Genomic DNA, 20,206 nt, shown 5'->3' on the forward strand with positions numbered 1-20,206 from the left:
AAGCACAACGCCCGTCGCTCTTGCGAGCTGACGGGCGTTGTCGCATCAGGGTTGTGCGCAGCGGATCAGGCGTCAAGCGCCTGGCGGAAGTCGGCCACCAGATCATCGGTGTCTTCCAGACCCACCGAGACGCGGATGAGCGACTCGGCAATGCCCATGCTGGCGCGGCGCTCGGCGCCCATCTCGTAGAAGATGGTGTGCGCCACCGGAATCACCAGCGTGCGGGTGTCGCCCAGGTTGCTGGTGGGGATCGCCAGTCGCAGGCGGTTGAGGTAATCGAAGCAGTCGATGCCGTCCTTCAGTTCGAAGGACATCAGGCTGCCGAAGGAGCGGAACAGCGCCTTGGACAAGGCGTGCTGGGGATGCGACTCCAGCCCCGGGTAATACACGGCCGCCACCCGCTCATCGGCTTGCAGCATCTGCGCCAGGGCCAGGGCGTTCTTGCATTCACGTTCCTGGCGCAGGGCGATGGTCTCGGCGCCGACGGCGATATGGTGCGCGGCTTCTGGCCCCAGCGAACCGCCAAAGTCACGCAGCGCCTTGGCCCGGATCTGCGCCATGCCCCACTGCGGGGCCGGGTTCTTCTTGTAGTTCTCGGCGATGTGGGGATAGCGGGTCCAGTCGTATTCACCCGTATCGGTCAGCGCGCCGCCCAGGGCATTGCCGTGGCCGCCGATGGACTTGGTCAGCGAATTGACCACCAGGCCCGCACCCACCGTCTTGGGACGGAACAGGTAGGGCGAGGTCATGGTGTTGTCCACCACGTAGAGGATGCCGCGTTCGCGGCACAGCTCGCCGATGCGCTTCAGGTCCGCCACCTGGGTGCGCGGGTTGGCGATGGTTTCCACGAACACCAGGCGGGTGTTGGGGGTAATGGCTGCTTCCACGTTCTTCACGTCCGTCGCATCGACCATCGATACCTTGGCGCCCTGCGCCCCTACCGTCGTCCACAGGCTATTGGTATTGCCGAACAGGAAAGCCGACGACACCACATGATCGCCCTCGCGCAGCAAGCCCTGGACGATGGCGCCGATGGCCGCCATGCCGGTGGCAAAGCAGATGGTGGACTTGCCGTCTTCCATCTTGGTGATCTTGTCTTCCAGCGCCGCCACCGTCGGGTTGCCCTGGCGGCCATAGCGGTAGCCGGGCTGCTTGCCCTGGAACACTTCAGCCAGTTGACGGGCGTCTTCGTAGCCAAAGGTGACGGAAGTGTGGATGGGCTTGTGCAGCGAACCGTGCTCGATGCCCTTCTGGCGATCGCTGTGGAGGATGGTGGTGGTGAAGCCGTAGGTCTTTTTATCGTTCATCGCGGAAATCGGAAAGGCTGGATAAGCAGCGCCGGCAAGCGCAGCGCCGAAGGCAAAATGATAAGCCAGAACGCCAGGACAGGTGCGCCAATAAGAAACGCCGGCGCCGCATAAACGGCCACCGGCGTGCTGTTCAAGTCCCGGGACGGGCGCAGATCAATCCACGCGGGCCAGGTTCAGGTTCAGCTGCGAACGCACTGCATCTTCCAGCGCCGGCTTGGGATTCTTGCGGGCGTATTCGATGCGGTCCAGGTATTCCTGGGTGATGTCGCCGGTGATGTAGTGACCATCGAAGCAGGAGGCTTCAAACTGCTTCAAGGCCGGGTTGGCGTCGGAGATGGCGCGCTTCAGGGCTTCCACGTCCTGGTAGACCAGGGCGTCGGCGGTGATTTCGCGGCACACTTCCTCTTCGCTGCGGCCGAAGGCGATGAGCTCGTCACGGGTCGGCATGTCAATGCCATAGACGTTGGGGAACTTCACCGGCGGCGCAGCCGACGCGAAGATCACGTTCTTGGCGCCCGACTCGCGGGCCATCTGCACGATTTCCCGGCTGGTGGTGCCGCGCACGATGGAGTCGTCCACCAGCAACACGTTCTTGCCCTTGAATTCGCTGCCGATGGCGTTGAGCTTCTGGCGCACCGACTTCTTGCGCAGCGCCTGGCCCGGCATGATGAAGGTGCGGCCGATGTAGCGGTTCTTGATGAAGCCTTCGCGATACTCGATGCCCAGCTTCAGCGCCAGTTCCATGGCAGCCGGACGTGAGGAATCGGGGATCGGCATGACCACGTCGATCTCGCCGTGCTTGAACTGGCTGCGGATCTTGTCGGCCAGGAATTCGCCCATCTTCAGGCGGGTGGCGTAGACCGAGGCGCCATCGATGATGGAGTCCGGACGGGCCAGGTAGACGTATTCGAAGGCGCAGGGGTTCAGCGACGGGTTCTCGGCGCATTGCTGGTTGTACAGCTTGCCGTCGTTGTCGATGAAGATCGCTTCGCCCGGATTGACGTCGCGCAAGAAGCGGAAGCCCATGCCTTCCAGGGCCACCGACTCGCTGGCCATCATGTATTCGACGCCCTTGTCGCTTTCATTGAAGCCCAGGCACATCGGACGGATGCCGTACGGATCGCGGAAGCCCAACAGGCCATAGCCGGCGATCTGCGCCACCACGGCGTAGGAGCCCCGCACGCGCTTGTGGACCATGGCCACGGCCTTGAACAGCGCCGCCGGGTCCAGCGAATAGCCGGTGGTGGCTTGCTGGATCTCGTGGGCCAGCACGTTCAACAGCACTTCGGTATCGGAATCGGTGTTGATGTGGCGGCGATCGTTCTTGAACATCTCGATCTTCAACTGTTCCGCATTGGTCAGGTTGCCGTTGTGCGCCAGGATGATGCCGAAGGGGGCATTGACGTAGAACGGCTGCGCTTCTTCTTCCGAGGAAGAGCTGCCTGCGGTCGGGTAACGTACCTGGCCGATGCCGGTGTTGCCGGGCAGCGAGCGCATGTTGCGGGTGCGGAACACGTCGCGCACCAGGCCATTGGCCTTGTGCATCGAAAAACCGTTGCTGTGGTTGGTTGCGATCCCCGCCGCATCCTGGCCGCGATGCTGCAACAGCAGCAGTGCGTCATACAGCATCTGGTTGACGGGACTATGAGAGACGATACCGACGATGCCACACATGGTGGACTCCTAACGAAAAACGAAAACGAAAAAGAACCGCGTTGCCCTCCCCGCCCGAGCCACCCCGCCACGGGGCTGCCATCACACAGGGGTGGCGAAACTCACATGTTCGGCCAGCTTGCCCGGCAGGTAGGGCAATACCGCTTCGGCGGCCTGCTCAACCCAGGGACTGAAGCGGGCTTCCTTCCAGAAGGCCTGCTGCGGAATGGCCGTGGTGCCGCACAGGAGCGCCGCCACCACCACCAGCAGGACACCGCGCGCCACCCCGAAGAAACTGCCCAGGGTGCGGTCCAGCAGTGTCAGGCCAGTGGCCTTGACCAGTTCGCTCAAGGTGCGCGCCACCAGCGCCACCAACAGCCGCGTCCCGATGAACAGGGCGATGAAGGCCACGATCAGTCGCGTCAGCTCGCCCGGCACCATCTCGGGCAGCATGGTCGCCAGCGCCTCGCCGTAGGTATTGGCCACCACCAGGGCGACCACCCAGCCCGCCAGCGACAACACCTCGCGCACCAGCCCACGCAGCGTGCCAATGATCACGGAACACCCCAGGATCAGCAGCACCAAGTAGTCAAATATCGTCACGATGACAACAATATGCGGCTATATGCAGCCAAATTCAAGCCGGAACAATGGTGGCATTCAGGCCCAGCTTCTTGATTCGGCCTCCCATGCGCTCCGCTTCCTCGCGGCTGCTGAAGGGACCGACGCGGATGCGCGTACGGTCACCAGCCTGGGTGGCGATCTTTTGCGTATAGGAGTGAATGCCTGCGGCGCTGAGCTTGTTGCGTAATTCATTGACCTTGTCCTGGGTCGCCAGCGCGGCGACCTGGATGACGAACTTGCCGCCTGAAGCGGCCGGTTTCTTCTCCGCCGGAGCCGCTGCAGCGCCGCTCTTGCCTTCCAGGATCGCCAGGGCGCGCGCCGAATCGTCATGCGCCGAAGGTGCGGACGCCTTGGGCTTGGCCGCTTCCTTCTTGGGCTCTTCCCGGTGCTCGACGACGACGGGCTTCTTTTCCTCGATCTTGGGTACGGGCTTGTCGACCGGCTTTTCAGCGGGTTTTTCCACCGGCTTCTCTACGACCTTCGGGGCTACCGCCTCCACCGGCGCTGCTGCCGGCTGGGCCGGAGCCGCCGCAGTGGCTGGTGCGGTAGCGGGCTCAGGGGCGATGCTGGCGGGCTCGACAATCTCTTCCTTCTGGTCCAGAGACGCCTGCTTGGCAGCGTTGGCAGCCGGCTGGGCCGCCCCCGAGGCCGGCTGGTCCTTGGAAGGAATCTGGATGGCGATATCGTCGTTGAGCGGCTTGGGCTCGGAATCGAGGATCATCGGCAACACGATCACCACCGCCAGCGCCAGCGCGACCGCACCGATCAGGCGGCGGCGGGCGCGTTTCTTTTCCGGCAACAGCGGATCGGCGCCGCCATCCTTGCCGGCCTTGGCCCGCGTACCGGTGGCGCGGCCGGAGCTATTGGCCGTGGTGCTACGGCTGCTGCGGCTGCGGATGACGGAAGACTGCTCTTCGGAACGCGAACGGAAAGCGCCTTGGTCGGAAGCAGCGTCCTGCTTGTTTTTACGGAAAAACGAGAACAAGCCCATGCGGAGTCGTCTTGAATTGATCTGAATAACTTGGAAAGGCTGCCCGGCCAGTCAGGTCCTGGCACCGCCGGGCGTGGCGGCCGGCTCCGGAAATCGGGTTCGGAATCAGTGAAGACCCGGACGGCGCGCTTGCATCACACCGGCCACGGTCAGGAATGACCCGAAAACCACAATTCTATCATTCTCCCCTGCTCTGCTTAATGCATTTGCATAGGCATCGGCAGGCGTCGTGAAGGTTTCGATGCTGCGCGCCGCGTCCCGCCTGAATTCCGGCTGCACACCGGCCCCCAGCAGGGCGTCCTTGAGCTGTTGCGCGCTCGCCGCGCGCGGCAGCGGCAGGTCGGTCACGCACCAGTGGTCGATCTTGTCCTTCAGGTGGCCGATCACGCCTTCGATGTCCTTGTCCAGCATGGAGCCGAAGACCGCGTAGGTATAGGGATGGAAGCCCATGTTGTCCAGATTCTGCGCCAGCGTGGCAGCGGCATGGGGATTGTGCGCCACGTCGAGGATCACCAGCGGCTGGCCCGGCAGGACCTGGAAGCGGCCCGGCAACTCCACCGTGGCCAGGCCGGTACGCACTTCCTGGGCCCCCACGGGCAGCACTTCGCGCAGCGCTTCGAGCGCGGCCAGCGCCGCCGAGGCGTTCAGGAGCTGGTTGGCGCCGCGCAGGCTGGGATAGGCCAGTGAATTGCGGCGCATGCCGCGCCCGCCGTAGGCCCATTGCTGTTTGTCGCCCTGGTAGTTGAAGTCACGACCCATGAGCCACAGGTCGGCACCGATCTTCTCGGCGTGTGCGATCAGCGACTTGGGCGGCAGCGGATCGCCGCACACGGCCACTTTGCCGGGACGGAAGATGCCGGCCTTCTCGAAGCCGATCTCTTCACGCGTCTCGCCCAGGTATTCGGTATGGTCGATATCGATGCTGGTGACGATGGCCACATCGGCATCGATCACATTGACCGCATCCAGGCGGCCGCCCAGGCCGACTTCGAGGATCACCACGTCCTGCCGGGCATCGGCCAGCAGCTTCATGATGGCCAGGGTGGTGAATTCGAAATAGGTCAGGGAGATATCGCCGCGCTGCGCCTCCACCGTCTCGAAGGCGGCAATCAACTGGGCGTCGCTGGCCATGTCGCCGGACAGGCGCGCGCGCTCGTTGAAGTGCAGGAAATGCGGCTTCATGTACAGGCCCACACGGTAGCCAGCGCGCAGCAGGATGGATTCCAGCATGGCGCAGGTGGAGCCCTTGCCATTGGTGCCGGCCACCATGATGACCGGGCAATCGAAGCGGATATCGAGCTTTTGCTTGACCTGCATGACGCGCTCCAGGCCCATGTCGATCTGCTTGAAGTGGCGTTGTTCCAGCAGGGCCAGCCATTCGTTGAGGGTGGTGGGCGTCGGGGAGGCTTGGGAAGTCATGGCGCGTCTCGGTGGGTGAAGCTACTGCACAAAACGAAAAACGGATTACTGGAAAGCTGTTTCGAAACGAATACGCTACAAATTGCCGTTCGTCCTGAGTAGCGGCATGGCCGCGTATCGAAGGCGCTCCGTCCGCGCGCCTTCGATACGGCCCTGGACGGGCCTACTCAGGTCGAACGGTAGGTAGCCTGGCAATGCGGAACCAGCATGAAAAAAACAAAGCCCGGATTTGCACATCTGCAAATCCGGGCCTGAAGTATAGCGGCTTATCAGGAAACCGTTTCGGCGGCCTGGTTTTGCAGCAGCGCCAGCAGATGGGCGATTTCCTCGCGCATCTTGCGGCGGTCGACGATCATGTCGATGGCGCCCTTGGTGACCAGGAATTCAGCACGCTGGAAGCCTTCAGGCAGCTTCTCGCGCACCGTGTTCTCGATCACGCGCGGGCCGGCAAAGCCGATCAGGGCACGGGGTTCGGCCATCACCACGTCGCCCATGAAGGCAAACGAGGCCGACACGCCGCCCATGGTGGGGTCGGTCAGCACGCTGATGAAGGGCAGTTTCTTTTCCGACAGCTTGGTCAGCATGGCGGTGGTCTTGGCCATCTGCATCAGCGACAGCAGGCCTTCCTGCATGCGCGCACCGCCCGTGGCGGTGATGCAGATGAAGGGCACCTTCTGCTCCAGCGCCGCCTGGGCGCCACGCACAAAGCGCTCGCCGACCACCGAGCCCATGGAACCACCCATGAATTCGAACTCGAAGCAGGCCACCACGACCGGCAGGGTCATGATGGCGCCGCCCATGACCACCATGGCGTCGGTTTCGCCGGTGGATTCCATGGCGTCCTTGAGACGATCGGGGTACTTCTTGCTGTCCTTGAACTTCAGGGTGTCGACCGGCAGGGCTTCCTGGCCGATCTCATAGCGGCCGCCTTCGTCGAGCAGGGCATCGAGACGAGCGCGGGCGCGGATGCGCATGTGGTGGCTGCACTTGGGGCAGACATGCAGGTTCGATTCCAGGTCGGTACGGTACAGCACCGCTTCGCAGGAGGGGCACTTGACCCACAAACCTTCCGGGATGGCTTTGCGGCTGGTGGAGCCGCGTTGAATCTGGGGTGGCAATAACTTCTCGAGCCAGCTCATAGAGACCTCATAGATTTTTCCGGTGGCGCGCATTGTACCAGAGCCCACCGGGGGCGGATGTAAAGCACGGTCATGCTTTCCGGCAGGCAAGAAAATCTCCTGCTCCTGATGGCAGCGGCTACGGACGCCTTGTCAAAAAACAAAGCCTCCAGCAGCCACCGGAGGCTTGTCACTTCCTTCCCCCCCTGCCCTGGTGGGCCGAGGTCCCCCCCTTCAGGCGTCCAGCGCCTGGCGGATATCGGTGACGAAGGCTTGCACCGCGTCACAGGCCTTGTCCTGCGGGGTATTTTCCAGTTCGGCGATGATGCGGCTGCCGATGACGACCGCATCGGCCACGCTGCCCACGGTGCGCGCAGTGGCGCCGTCACGAATGCCGAAGCCCACCGCAATGGGCAGCTTCACATGCTGGCGGATGGCGGCGATGCGCTCGGCCACTTCAGCCGTATCGATGTGGCCGGCGCCGGTGACGCCCTTGAGCGAGACGTAGTAGCAGAAGCCGCTGCTGACGGCCGCCACCTGGCGGATGCGTTCTTCCGAGGAGGTCGGCGCCAGCAGGAAGATCGGGTCCATGCCCTTGGCCTGCATCTTCTGGGCGAATTCTTCACATTCCTCGGGCGGATAGTCCACCACGATGGTGCCATCCACGCCCGCTTCGCTGGCCGCCGCGATGAAGGCGTCCACGCCAAAGCGCTCGATCGGATTGGCATAGCCCATCAGCACGATGGGGGTGTGGGTATTGGTCTTGCGGAATTCGCGCACGTAGCCCAGCACGTCATGGGTGCTGACGCCGAATTTGAGGGCGCGCTCGCAGGCGCGCTGGATCACCGGGCCTTCGGCCATGGGGTCGGAGAACGGCACGCCCAGCTCGAGGATATCCACACCACCGGCCACCAGCGCGTGCAGCAGCGGCACGGTCAGCTCGGGGGCCGGGTCGCCGGCGGTGATGAAAGTGATCAGGGCCTTGCGCTTTTGCTCGGCCAGTTGGGAAAAGGTGGTCTGGATTCTGGACATGATGTTGTGAAGTTTTTTGTCGAACCAGCCGGCAGGCCCACAAGGACCGGCCGGCACGTGCGGGCCAGGCAGGGGATCAACCCTGGCGCTGTTGCACGGTATGCATGTCCTTGTCCCCACGGCCGGACAGGTTGACCAGCACGATCTGGTCCCGGGGCAAGGTGGCCGCCAGCTTGGCCGCATGGGCCAGGGCATGGCTGGACTCCAGCGCCGGGATGATGCCTTCGATGCGGCAGCAGGTATTGAAGGCGTCCAGCGCCTCGTCATCGGTGATGCAAGCATAGCTGGCGCGACCGCTGTCCTTGAGCCAGGCGTGTTCCGGGCCCACGCCCGGATAGTCCAGGCCGGCCGAGACCGAGTGGGTCTCGATGATCTGGCCGTTGGCGTCCTGCAGCAGGTAGGTACGGTTGCCGTGCAGCACGCCGGGCGAGCCCAGGGTCAGCGAGGCCGAGTGACGGCCGGTGTCCAGGCCATCGCCGGCGGCTTCCACGCCGACCAGCTTGACGTCCGGGTAGTCGATGTAGGGATAGAAGATGCCCATGGCATTGGAACCACCACCCACCGCCGCCACCACGTAGTCGGGCTGGCGCGCGGCGATTTCGGGCATCTGCTGGATGCACTCGTTGCCGATCACCGACTGGAAGTCGCGCACCATCATCGGATAGGGGTGCGGACCGGCCACGGTGCCGATGATGTAGAAGGTGGTCTCGACATTGGTGACCCAGTCGCGCATGGCTTCGTTGAGCGCGTCCTTCAGGGTCTTGGAACCGGACTCCACCGGCACCACCTTGGCGCCCAAGAGGTTCATGCGGTAGACGTTCTGCAATTGGCGCTTCACGTCTTCGCTACCCATGTAGACGATGCATTCCATGCCGAAGCGCGCGCAGATGGTAGCCGTGGCCACGCCGTGCTGGCCGGCGCCGGTCTCGGCGATGATGCGCTTCTTGCCCATGCGCTTGGCCAAGAGCGCCTGGCCGATCACGTTGTTGATCTTGTGGGCGCCGGTGTGGTTCAGGTCTTCGCGCTTGAAGTAGATCTGCGCGCCGCCGGCCAGCTCGGACCAGCGCTTGGCGTGGTACACCGGGCTGGGACGACCGACGAAATGCTTCAGTTCGGTATGGAATTCGGCCAGGAACTGCTCATCGTGCTGGTAACGCGCATAGGCTTCGCGCAGCTCGTTCAAGGCCAGGGTCAGCGTTTCGGACACGAAGCTGCCGCCGTAGGGGCCGAAATGGCCGCGGGAATCGGGCAGGTTGTAGTGGGCCGTCTGGTGCAGGGCGGCGGTGGGAATGGCTTGACGCTCGGCGAAACCGCCGAGGGGATTCAATTCTTTCATGGTGTTCCTCTGAAACTCTTTAAGGGGGCTACGCCGGGGTAGCATCGGCCAGACGCACAGCCTGGATGAAGGCTTCGATCCTGGCGGCGTCCTTGATGCCCTTGGCGGCCTCGACACCACTGCTGATGTCGACCGCGTAGGGACGAACGCCTGCGACCGCCTCAGTGACGTTGTGTACGCTCAAGCCACCACTCAAAACGGCCCGAGGCGCGAGTTCTTTTGGAATGAGAGACCAATCGAAAACCTTTCCGCTGCCGCCATACTCCTCGACCAGGGTGTCGAGCAGCAGTCCGGTGAAAAACGGACTGGCAGAGCGATATGCCTGTTCATATTCTAACAAATCCGCGGGCTGCGTCGCACTTCCTATTCTGGCGGCGCGCATGAAGGGCCTGACAACGGCGCGGGCAATCGCCGCGCACTGCTCGGGCGTCTCGTCGCCATGGAACTGCAGCACGGTCAGCGGCGCCTGGGCCAGCACCTGCTGCACCTCCTCCAGGGTGGGATTGACGAACAGGCCGACGATGCTCACGAACGGCGGCACGACGCGCGCCAGTTCGCCCGCGCGCTCGGGGGTGACGTAGCGCGGGCTCTTGGGATAGAACACCAGGCCCAGCGCGTCGGCGCCAGCGGCCACGGTGGCGCGGACATCCTCTTCACGGGTCAGGCCGCAGATCTTGATGCGGGTACGGTGCGTCATGGACTTGCCTCTTTGCAAATACGTGGATTACAGCCAGGGCCAGGCGCGGCTCTCCTGGGGCAGCGCCCAGGCATCGGGATAGTCTACCCGCGCCAGGTAAAGCCCGTCGGGCATGAAGGTCGGCGCGGCGCGGCTGCGGTCGCGCAGGGCCAGCACCTGGCCCATCCAGTCAGGCTCCTGCTTGCCGCTGCCGACCACCACCAGCGAGCCGACGATATTGCGCACCATGTGATGCAGGAAGGCATTGGCCTTGAGGGTAAAGACGATCATGTCGCCATGGCGGCGCACCGCAATGCTTTCCATCTTGCGCACCGGCGACTTGGCCTGGCATTCGACGGCGCGAAAGCTCGTGAAGTCGTGCTCGCCGATCAGGTGCTGGGCGGCGCGGTGCATGCGGTCGGCATCCAGCGGGCGGAAGGTCCAGCCGGCCTTGCCGGCCAAGAGCGGGGTGCGCACGGCGTGGTTGTAGAGCACGTAGTGATAGGTGCGGGCAATGGCCGAAAAGCGCGCATGGAAGCCGAACTGCGACAGGCTGTCCGCACCCGCGCGATCGGCCCCATGCAGCTCAGCGGCCTGGCTGGCCGCGCTGGCGATGGCGGCGTCATCCACATAGGGCAGCTCGCAGGCCCAGCGCACCGCAATGGTGGGCGGCAGGAAGGCATTGGTGCCGCGCACCCAGGAAAAGCTGTCGCGGGCGATGGGGGTATCGAAATGGACGATCTGCTCCAGCGCATGCACGCCGGAGTCGGTGCGGCCGGCACAGGTGGTGGCGATGGGCTGGGTGCTGAAGCGCTGCAGCGCCGCTTCCAGCTGATCCTGTACGGTCTGCCGGTGTGGCTGGGTCTGCCAGCCCTGCCACGAAGCGCCGTCGTATTGCACGCCCAGCACCACACGGCGCAGGCCTTCGGCTTGGGGGTCGAGTTCTGTCATGGAATCTGGCTGGCCGGCGGCGCGCACTCCGTGTCCGGGGTGCGGCGGTCGGCTCGATGAAAACAAACGGGCAGCTCATGCGAGCTGCCCGCGAGATGACGCTATTGTAATCGCTCAGGGCTAAGGCTTCAGCCCAGGCCGGCCATCATTTGCTTGGCCCGCGCCACCTGGGCGTCGTTGCCGCCGCGCATGACTTCTTCCAGCAATTCGCGCGCGCCTTCCTTGTCGCCGATTTCCTCGTAGGCGGCGGCCAGGTCCAGCTTGGTCGTCATTTCCGCCTCGAAGGCCGATTCCTCGTCCTCTTCCAGCAGGTTGGTGGCCGACGGCGGCGCGCTGCTTTCATCGGGCAGGCTCAGGTCCAGGTCGGAGAGGCTGCTGGCCTGGGGCTGGTCATCCAGGCTGTCCAGCAGCGTCGAGGCCGAGGCGGCTGCGGTGGAAGCCGGCAGCAAGGGCTCGTCGGCGTCGGGCTTGGCGCCGTTCTCCAGGTCGAGGTCGAAGTCGATATCCTTGCCCAGATCCATCGGTGCGGGTGCGGGCGTGGCATCGGCCCGGATCTCGGCACTCTTGAAGTCGTCGAGATCGAACTCCATGCCGGCCTCTTCGGGCTGCGGCTCGGGCTCCGGTTCGGGCTGGCCGCCATAGAGCGGATTGGTCGGATCGATCTCCAGGCCCAGCGCAGCCGCCTTGACCCAGGTTTCGTTGAGACCGCCGCTGAGCGCGTGCAGGTTCAGGGCCACCCGGTTGAAGGCCGCCACGTCGTTGCGCTTGGCGTAGATCTCCAGCAGCTTGGCGTGCAGGGCCTGGCGCTCCGGCTGGGTCTGCAGGGCCAGCTTGAGGATGTCCTCGGCCTGCTCGTCGCGGCCGTAGGCGATGTACATGTCAGCTTCGGTGATGGGATCGACCGGGGCTTCTTCGGCGACCGTTTCGGCCACTGCTACCGGTTCGGCCGCAGCCTCGACAGCAGGCTCAGCGTTGACCGGCGGCTCGGGTTCAGCCGCGACGGCGGCCGCGACCGGCTCAGGCTCGGGTACGCGGGCAGGCTCAGGTTCGACGGCGGGCTCGGCGGCCGCCGCTTCATCCTTTTTCTTGCGCCGACGCATGGCCAGCACCCCGCCGCCACCGGCCAGCAGCGCTACCAGCACGCCCGCGCCAGCCAGCACGTAGGGGTTTTCCTTGATCTTGTCGATAAAGCTGCCGCCGGACTTCTCCACCGGCTTGGCGGCCATCGGGGGCGCGGCAGCAGGTGCCGGAGCCGGAGCCGGAGCCGGTGTCGGAGCCGCAGGCGCATCAGCAGCAGGCGTCGCGCCCTCGGCTGGCTTGGCCTCGGCGTTGGCCGCCGGGGCTGCCGCCGCAGGCGATTCGGGCTTGGCCTCCTTCTGTTGCGCGCTCAGGTCGGCAATGGTCTTGTTCTTCAGCTCCAGCAGCTTCTGCAGGTTGTCGACGTTCTTTTCGAGATCCTTGACGCGGTCGTTGGCTTCGGCCAGGGCGCGTTCGGCTGCGGCCTTTTCCTCGGCGGCGGCAGCGCCGGCGTTACCGGTCTTGCCACGGCCCTTGTTGGCGCGCGAGAGCTCCAGCCGGTCGCGCGCTTCCTGTGCGCCCGAACGTTCTTCCACCCGCGTGGTGATCTTGCCGCCTCCGCTCTGGCGGCTGGCGCCGGGCTTGCCGGCCGGCGCACTGGCGACCTGGCCCGCGAGCTTGTTGCGGTAGGCGTTGAAATCCTGGGCCTGGGCCACCACCATGCCACGCGCTTCGGTCTGATCCACGGCGGCAGCGGTGGGCTGGTCGGGGATGGACAAGATCTTGCCGGCGCGCAGGCGGTTGATGTTGTTGCCCATGAAGGCGTCCGGATTGGCGCGATACAGGGCAATGAGCATCTGGTCCAGCGAGACGTTGGCCTGCTGGTTGCGGGCAGCGATGCCAGCCAGCGTGTCGCCCGGCTTGACGCGGTAATCCCCCGTCTTGCCAGCCGGCGCGGCAGCAGCCTGACCGGTGGCGCCCTGCGCCGGCGCGGCAGCAGCTGCGGCAGAGGGGCTGGCGGATGCCGGCGTGCTTTCGGGTGCAGCCTGCTGGCGACGGATCAATTCTTCGGCCAGCGCCGACGGTGCGGGCCGCTGGACGATATTGCTGGCGGGCTCTTCGCTGCTCACAGGGATCGGCGCGCTGTTCACCGGCGCGGCAGGAGCTGCAGTAGCAGGCGCTGCCTGAGCAGGGGCTGGAGCCGCCGCCGCAGGTTCGGGTGCGGCCGCCGGAGCTGTCGGGGCTGCCGGAGCTACTGGAGCCGCCGCAGCCGGGGCTGTTGCCGCGGCGGGCGCTGCCGGTGCAGCAGCGGCCTCGCCCTTGGCGGCGGGGCCCACGGCATTGCTCGGCGTCAGGGGCGCGACCTGAGCATTGCGGGGCGACTTGCTGTCGGCCGGGTCAAGCAGGAAGGTGTATTCACGGATCAGGCGGGAATCCCCCGCGCTCAACTCCAGCAGCAGATCCACGAAGGGATCGCTGACCGGCTGGGACGAACTGATGCGGATGAAATGGCGGCCCTGGCGCTGCTCCACCGCGAAGGACAGCGAACCAAGCACCGGGTTGTAGTCCACGTTGGCGCGCCGGAAGGCTTCGGCGGGGGCCAGTTTGGCCGAGAGCTTGCCGGCCTCTTCGGCGCTGACGGCCGTCACTTCGATCTCCGCGCGCAGCGGCTGCCCCAGCGCGGAGAGCACGGTCAGCTTGCCCAAGGCGGCCGCCTGTGCGCCCAGCGGGACGGCCAGCGCCAGGGCCACGGCGGCGCTGAGGGTCTTGATCTGGGACAGGTGCGGCTTCTTGTTGGTATTCAGAGGCATGTTTTAATTGGCTTAGAGAAACGTTCCGCTGGAAACCCGTCACGCTCGCATTGGACTCGGTGGAAGCCGTGAATGGGGCTGGTGTTGCGCGGCCTGGCATGCCGGCCGGCGCCACTTCCACACCTTGCTCCAGGCGATTCGCCTGGGCGAATGAGCAGGATCAAGGGGGCAGCACAAATCCATTTCATCAAATCCAGCAGCGCTGCGACCACTACCGTACTCGCATGTTGGTTTTCATGAAATGAATGGGCTTTTCAAATTATCATCAAGTACTTACACCCGCAAGTGTACTTAACTTCTCAAGATGAGAAAAACCCGCCGCCCCTCCCTTGCGGGAAAAGCGGCGGGCTATTGTTGCAGACTGACAACGGGATAGGCAAGTGCTATCGCGTTCAAACCACATCCAGCCTGCTCAAGTTGTCACGCAAATTACGCCAGGTTGCCCAGGATGATGCGCAGCATGCGGCGCAGCGGTTCGGCTGCGCCCCACAGCAGTTGGTCGCCGATAACGAAGGCCGAGATGTATTCCGGCCCCTGGTTGAGCTTGCGCACGCGGCCCACGCCGATTTCCAGGCCGCCGGTGATGGACGCCGGGGTCAGCTCCTTGACCGTGATGGCGCGGTCATTGGGCACCCACTTCACCCACTGGTTGCCGGCGCGGATGATGGACTCGATCTCGGCCAGGGGCAGGTCGCGCTTGAGCTTGATGGTCAGCGCCAGGCTATGGCAGCGCATGGCGCCGATGCGCACGCACAGACCGTCCACCGGGATGATCTGCTCGTTGCCGAGGATCTTGTTGACCTCGGCCTGGCCCTTCCACTCTTCCTTGGACTGGCCGTTTTCCAGCTGGGCGTCGATCCAGGGGATCAGGCCGCCGGCCAGGGGCGCGCCGAAGAATTCGGTCGGCACGTCTTCACGGATGGTCTTGGCGACCTTGCGGTCGATGTCCAGGATGGCCGAGGACGGGGTCGCCAGCTCTTCAGCCACGGCGGCGTTGATGACGCCCATGCCCTTCAACAGTTCGCGCATGTGGTTGGCACCGCCGCCCGAGGCTGCCTGGTAGGTCATGGAGCTGACCCACTCGACCAGACCTTCCTTGAACAGACCGCCCACGCCCATCAACAGGATGGAGTTGGTGCAATTGCCGCCGATGTAGTTCTTCACACCCTTGGCCAGCGCATCCTTGATGACGTTGTTGTTGACCGGGTCCAGCACGATGACGGCGTCATCCTTCATCCGCAGCGAGGACGCGGCGTCGATCCAGTAGCCGTCCCAGCCGGCAGCGCGCAGCTTGGGGAAGATCTCATTGGTGTAGTCGCCGCCTTGTGCGGTGATGATGATGTCGCATTTCTTCAGCTCGTCAATGCTGTTGGCGTCTTTCAGCGTCGTTTCCTTTTTGGCAAACGACGGCGCCTTGCCGCCCGCATTCGAAGTCGAGAAAAACACCGGTTCGATGTGATCGAAATCACCCTCGTCCTGCATGCGTTGCATCAGGACCGAACCCACCATTCCACGCCAGCCAACCAAACCAACCAGTTTCATCATCTTTCCCTATTTAGAATTTCCATGGTGAACAAATCAGATTGAACACATTTGCGCCGGACCATCCGGCATTTCAAGCGCCTGGCCGCACCGGTTGGGGCGCGGCCAGGCGACGTTGATTTCAGGCGAGGGCCTTGACCACGGCTTCACCCATCTGCTGGGTGTTGACCTTGGTGCAGCCTTCTTCATAAATATCGGCGGTGCGCAGACCTTGCGCAAGCACTTTCTTCACTGCGTTCTCGATGCGGTCGGCCTGCTCGGCCTTGTTCAGCGAGAAGCGCAGCATCATCGCCGCCGACAGGATGGTCGCCAGCGGATTGGCAATGCCCTTGCCGGCGATGTCGGGGGCCGAACCGTGCGAAGGTTCATACAGGCCCTTGTTGTTGGCATCCAGCGAGGCCGAGGGCAGCATGCCGATCGAACCGGTCAGCATGGCCGCCGCGTCCGAGAGGATGTCGCCGAACATGTTGCCGGTGACGATGACGTCGAAGTTCTTCGGCGCCTTCACCAGTTGCATGGCGGCGTTGTCCACGTACATGTGCGACAGTTCCACGTCCGGGTATTCCTTGCCCACTTCGGTGACGATGTCCTTCCAGAACTGGAAGGTTTCCAGCACGTTGGCCTTGTCCACGCTGCACAGGCGCTTGCCGCGCTTGGCGGCGGCCTGGAAGGCGACGTGGGCGATGCGGCGGATTTCCGGTTCCGAATAACGCATGGTATCAAATCCTTCGCGTGCGCCCTTGAAGGGACCGTCCGGCGCTTCGCGCATGCCGCGCGGCTGGCCGAAATAGATGTCGCCGTTCAGTTCGCGCACGATCAGGATGTCCAGGTTGGCCACCAGCTCGGGTTTCAACGACGAAGCACCGGTCAGTTCCGGATAGCAGATCGCGGGACGGAAGTTGGCGAACAACTGCAGGTGCTTGCGCAGGCCCAGGATGGCTTGCTCGGGGCGCAGGGCGCGTTCCAGCTTGTCGTACTTCCAGTCGCCGACCGCACCGAAGAGAATCGCATCGGCTTCCTTGGCCAGCTTCAGGGTGCCGTCCGGCAGCGGGTGGCCGTGGGCTTCGTAGCCGGCGCCGCCGACCGGGGCGGTTTCCATCTCGAACTTCTCGTCCAGCGCGTTGAGCACGCGCACAGCCTCATTGACGATTTCGGGACCGATGCCGTCACCCGGCAGGATAGCAATCTTCATGGCTTCTCTTTCTCTGTGTTTCCAGCCGCGCTGGAAGACGTTCTTGGAATAGGTAAGGACTGTAAGGACAGTAACGACAAGGGCGGCCATCTGACCGCCCTTTGCTGTTGTCTCAGCGATCCTCTCAGATCGTGTTGCTCAGCCAGGGCTGTTCGTGCAGGTGTTTCTCTTCGTAGGCACGAATGGTGTCGGCTTTGCGTAGGGTCAGACCGATATCGTCGAAACCGTTCAACAGGCAATACTTGCGGAACTCGCTGATCTCGAACGGATAGGTCTGGCTGCCATTGGTGGTGCTGACGATCTGCTTTTCCAGATCGATGACCAGGCGGTAGCCGGGGAAGGCCTTGACTTCATTGAACAGGTGATCGACCTGTTGCTCGGTCAGCACGATGGGCAGCAGGCCGTTCTTGTAGCAGTTGTTGAAGAAGATGTCGGCGAAGCTGGGGGCGATCACGGCGCGAAAGCCAAACTGGTCCAGCGCCCAGGGCGCGTGCTCACGCGAGGAGCCGCAGCCGAAGTTCTTGCGCGAGAGCAGGATGGACGCACCTTGATAGCGCTCCTGGTTGAGCACGAAGTCCGGGTTCAGCGGGCGCTTGCTGTTGTCCATGCCAGGCTCGCCGTGGTCCAGATAGCGCCATTCGTCGAACAGGTTGGGGCCGAAGCCGCTGCGCTTGATCGACTTCAGGAACTGCTTGGGGATGATCGCATCGGTATCGACGTTGGCGCGGTCCAGCGGCGCCACCAGTCCTTCATGCACGATAAATTTATTCATGAGCTTGACCTCGGTGGGCGGGGCGCCTGTTCTGCCCTGCCCTTCCTGTTTTCTGTTCAAAAACCGAAGCTGCGGCACGCTGGCCGCAGCCTGTTGCACTTTCCTGCTTACTTCTTGCTGGCGTCCTGCATCTTCTCGCCGACCTTTTCGACATCCTTGCCGAAGCCGTTGACGGTGTTGCAACCAGCCAGCGCCCCCAGGGTGACGGCCAGCAGAACCAGAGCGGAGATTTTTTTCATGGTTGTCTTCTCTCGAAAAGATTCACAAGCAGGTGCTTACAGCGAGCGCACGTCCACGAAGTGGCCGGCAATACCCGCAGCGGCGGCCATGGCCGGGCTCACCAGGTGGGTACGGCCACCGGCGCCCTGGCGACCTTCGAAGTTGCGGTTCGAGGTCGAGGCGCAGCGCTCGCCCGGCTCCAGGCGGTCGGCATTCATGGCCAGGCACATGGAACAGCCCGGCTCACGCCATTCGAAGCCGGCGTCGCGGAAGATCTTGTCCAGGCCTTCGCGTTCTGCCTGCTCCTTCACCAGACCGGAACCCGGCACCACCATCGCCAGCTTGACGTTGGAGGCGCGGAACTTGCCGCGCACCACCTTGGCGGCTTCGCGCAGGTCTTCGATGCGGGAGTTGGTGCAGGAGCCAATGAAGACCTTGTCGATGCGGATGTCTTCGATCGGGGTGTTGGGCTTCAGGGCCATGTAGGCCAGGGCCTTTTCCATGCCGTCGCGCTTGGTCGGGTCCTTTTCCTTGTCGGGATCGGGAACGCGGGCGTCCACCGCCACCACCATCTCGGGCGAGGTGCCCCAGGTGACTTGCGGCTTGATCTCGGCGGCGTTCAGGGTCACGACCATGTCGAACTTGGCGCCCGGGTCGGAATGCAGCGTGCGCCAGTAGGACACGGCACGCTCCCAGTGCGGGCCGGAGGGCGAGAAGGGACGGCCCTTCAGGTATTCCAGCGTGGTGTCGTCGAAGGCCACCATGCCGGCGCGCGCACCCGCTTCGATGGCCATGTTGCAGACCGTCATGCGGCCTTCCATGGACAGCGAGCGGATGGTCGAACCAGCGAATTCGATGGCATAGCCGGTACCGCCGGCGGTGCCGATCTTGCCGATCACGGCCAGCACGATGTCCTTGGCGGTGACGCCGGCCGGCAGCGCACCGTCGACCTGCACCAGCATGGCCTTGGACTTGCGCGCCAGCAGCGTCTGCGTGGCCAGCACGTGTTCCACTTCGGAGGTGCCGATGCCATGGGCCAGCGCGGCGAAGGCGCCGTGCGTGGAAGTGTGCGAATCGCCGCAGACCACCGTCATGCCCGGCAGGGTAGCACCCTGTTCAGGGCCGATCACGTGAACGATGCCTTGACGCTTGTCGTTCATGCCGAAGTAGGTCAGGCTGAATTCTTTTGCGTTGCCATCCAGCGTCTCCACCTGCAGGCGCGAGATGGGATCGGCGATGCCGTGGGCGCGATCCGTGGTGGGGACGTTGTGGTCGGCCACCATCAGGTTGGCGGAATTGCGCCAGGGTTGGCGACCGGCTAGCTTGAGGCCTTCGAAGGCTTGCGGGCTGGTCACTTCATGGAGCAGGTGGCGGTCGATATACAGGATGGCGGTACCGTCATCTTCCGTATGAACGACGTGCGACTCCCAGAGTTTGTCGTAGAGCGTCTTGAGCATGTTGCGGCCTGGCTAAACTGAAAAGGGATGCTGGTCAGGAAAAATAGCAGCTGATTATGCCATAAAGTGATAGGTCTGACCTCCCTGCCGTGTTTTCCGCCGCGCGGCAACAACAGTGAATAATGCTGCAAGGTCTCGAAAAAAGCGCAGGCGCTGCGGCAAAAGCAAAAAATCCGGCATCTTTCCCACCTGCGGGAGAAATGCCGGATGCGTGCCGCCTGCGCCGCGCTCGGGTCAGCGCCTGCGGGTCTGCTGATAGAGCGGTTCGACGCGCTGCGCATAGACCGTCAGGTCGGCGATGCGCTCGCTGCTGGAGGGGTGGGTGGACATGAACTTCATCGGCTCTTCGCCGCCCAGGCTGGCCATCTTCTGCCAGAGCGTCACGGCCGCCTTGGGATCGTAGCCGCCACGGGCGGCCAGTTCCACGCCGATGCGATCGGCCTCGGTTTCATTGGCGCGCGAATTGGGCAAGCCCATCAGGCCCATATACAGGTATTGCCCGCCCTGCTTGCCCACATCGCCCAGCCCCAGCAGGGCCGCGCCGATGGAAATGGCCGAATTGGCCACCACTTGCTGGGAAGCGCGCTCACGGGCGTGCTCGCGCAGGGCGTGGGCGATTTCGTGCCCCATCACGGCGGCCAGTTCATCGTCGCTGATCTTGAGTTTCTCGATCAGACCGGTATAGACGGCGATCTTGCCGCCGGGCATGCACCAGGCATTGGTTTCGTCGGAACTGAGCACATTGACTTCCCAGTTCCATTTCAGCGCATCCGGACGGAACACGCCGGTCTGCGGGATCAGGCGATTGGCGATATTGCGCACGCGCTGCACCTGCGCGGCATTGCGGTTGAGCAGCCCCTTGGACTTGGCCTCGGCCAGCACCTGGGCGTATTCCTTGCTGGAAGCCGCATCCATTTCGGCCGAGGAAACCAGCATCTGCTGCTTGCGGTCGATGCCGACCGCGCCGCCTTGGGTGGTCTGGACGGTTTCGCAGGCCACCAGCCCTGCCAGGGCGAGGGCCAACAGACTGTTCTTGATGATAGGTTTGAGCACCATGCCCGCACTCCTTTTGAATAATTGATCTTG

The 20,206-nt window shown here is 63.9% G+C and carries 17 protein-coding genes; all 17 read right to left on the reverse strand.

Going from position 1 to position 20,206, the window contains the following annotated elements; genetic code table 11:
* Positions 1–65 precede the first annotated feature (65 nt).
* The 17 genes from BGK68_RS23890 to BGK68_RS23970 all read right to left on the reverse strand — a co-directional run bounded on the left by BGK68_RS23890 (position 66) and on the right by BGK68_RS23970 (position 20,176).
* Positions 66–1,307, reverse strand: a complete 1,242-nt coding sequence (locus tag BGK68_RS23890; RefSeq protein WP_075259123.1) for a cystathionine gamma-synthase family protein — start codon at positions 1,305–1,307, stop codon at positions 66–68.
* A 156-nt stretch (positions 1,308–1,463) separates the two neighbouring features.
* Complete coding sequence (gene purF / locus BGK68_RS23895; protein ID WP_013235231.1) at positions 1,464–2,984, reverse strand: amidophosphoribosyltransferase; 1,521 nt, start codon at positions 2,982–2,984, stop codon at positions 1,464–1,466.
* 81 nt (positions 2,985–3,065) lie between these two features.
* Positions 3,066–3,566, reverse strand: a complete 501-nt coding sequence (locus tag BGK68_RS23900) for a CvpA family protein (RefSeq protein WP_075259124.1) — start codon at positions 3,564–3,566, stop codon at positions 3,066–3,068.
* Positions 3,567–3,600: 34 nt separating this feature from the next.
* Positions 3,601–4,578, reverse strand: coding sequence for an SPOR domain-containing protein (locus tag BGK68_RS23905; protein WP_075259125.1), 978 nt, complete (start codon positions 4,576–4,578; stop codon positions 3,601–3,603).
* A 105-nt stretch (positions 4,579–4,683) separates the two neighbouring features.
* Complete coding sequence (folC, locus tag BGK68_RS23910) at positions 4,684–5,997, reverse strand: bifunctional tetrahydrofolate synthase/dihydrofolate synthase (RefSeq protein ID WP_075259126.1); 1,314 nt, start codon at positions 5,995–5,997, stop codon at positions 4,684–4,686.
* A gap of 269 nt (positions 5,998–6,266) precedes the next feature.
* The gene (gene accD, locus BGK68_RS23915; protein ID WP_008330851.1) at positions 6,267–7,136 is read right to left on the reverse strand and encodes an acetyl-CoA carboxylase, carboxyltransferase subunit beta; all 870 of its coding nucleotides are present in this window, start codon (positions 7,134–7,136) and stop codon (positions 6,267–6,269) included.
* 213 nt (positions 7,137–7,349) lie between these two features.
* Positions 7,350–8,147 (reverse strand): tryptophan synthase subunit alpha, encoded by a 798-nt coding sequence (gene trpA / locus BGK68_RS23920; protein WP_075259127.1) that lies wholly within the window; start codon positions 8,145–8,147, stop codon positions 7,350–7,352.
* Positions 8,148–8,223: 76 nt separating this feature from the next.
* On the reverse strand, positions 8,224–9,483 hold the full coding sequence (trpB, locus tag BGK68_RS23925; protein WP_075259128.1) for a tryptophan synthase subunit beta: 1,260 nt from the start codon (positions 9,481–9,483) through the stop codon (positions 8,224–8,226).
* Between the two features lie 28 nt (positions 9,484–9,511).
* Positions 9,512–10,180: a phosphoribosylanthranilate isomerase gene (locus BGK68_RS23930; protein ID WP_075259129.1), complete on the reverse strand. Its 669-nt coding sequence runs from the start codon at positions 10,178–10,180 to the stop codon at positions 9,512–9,514.
* A 27-nt stretch (positions 10,181–10,207) separates the two neighbouring features.
* Positions 10,208–11,110, reverse strand: a complete 903-nt coding sequence (locus BGK68_RS23935; RefSeq protein WP_013235239.1) for a tRNA pseudouridine synthase A — start codon at positions 11,108–11,110, stop codon at positions 10,208–10,210.
* 128 nt (positions 11,111–11,238) lie between these two features.
* Entirely contained in the window at positions 11,239–13,938 is a 2,700-nt protein-coding gene (locus BGK68_RS23940) for a FimV/HubP family polar landmark protein (RefSeq protein ID WP_075259130.1), read from the reverse strand.
* A gap of 429 nt (positions 13,939–14,367) precedes the next feature.
* Positions 14,368–15,480 carry an aspartate-semialdehyde dehydrogenase gene (gene asd, locus BGK68_RS23945; RefSeq protein WP_075259976.1) on the reverse strand — a complete coding sequence of 371 codons (1,113 nt, stop codon included), beginning with the start codon at positions 15,478–15,480 and terminating at the stop codon, positions 14,368–14,370.
* 121 nt (positions 15,481–15,601) lie between these two features.
* Positions 15,602–16,672: a 3-isopropylmalate dehydrogenase gene (leuB, locus tag BGK68_RS23950; RefSeq protein ID WP_069374448.1), complete on the reverse strand. Its 1,071-nt coding sequence runs from the start codon at positions 16,670–16,672 to the stop codon at positions 15,602–15,604.
* A 124-nt stretch (positions 16,673–16,796) separates the two neighbouring features.
* A complete protein-coding gene (gene leuD / locus BGK68_RS23955; protein WP_075259131.1) occupies positions 16,797–17,444 on the reverse strand; it encodes a 3-isopropylmalate dehydratase small subunit in 648 nt (215 codons plus the stop codon).
* Between the two features lie 107 nt (positions 17,445–17,551).
* Positions 17,552–17,683: an entericidin A/B family lipoprotein gene (locus BGK68_RS23960; protein WP_008330868.1), complete on the reverse strand. Its 132-nt coding sequence runs from the start codon at positions 17,681–17,683 to the stop codon at positions 17,552–17,554.
* A 36-nt stretch (positions 17,684–17,719) separates the two neighbouring features.
* Positions 17,720–19,120 (reverse strand): 3-isopropylmalate dehydratase large subunit, encoded by a 1,401-nt coding sequence (leuC, locus tag BGK68_RS23965; protein ID WP_075259132.1) that lies wholly within the window; start codon positions 19,118–19,120, stop codon positions 17,720–17,722.
* Positions 19,121–19,354: 234 nt separating this feature from the next.
* Positions 19,355–20,176, reverse strand: coding sequence for a M48 family metallopeptidase (locus BGK68_RS23970; RefSeq protein WP_075259133.1), 822 nt, complete (start codon positions 20,174–20,176; stop codon positions 19,355–19,357).
* Positions 20,177–20,206: the final 30 nt, after the last annotated feature.

It is taken from the genome of Herbaspirillum camelliae, assembly GCF_001929405.1.
GTDB classification, from domain to species: Bacteria; Pseudomonadota; Gammaproteobacteria; order Burkholderiales; family Burkholderiaceae_D; genus Herbaspirillum; species Herbaspirillum seropedicae.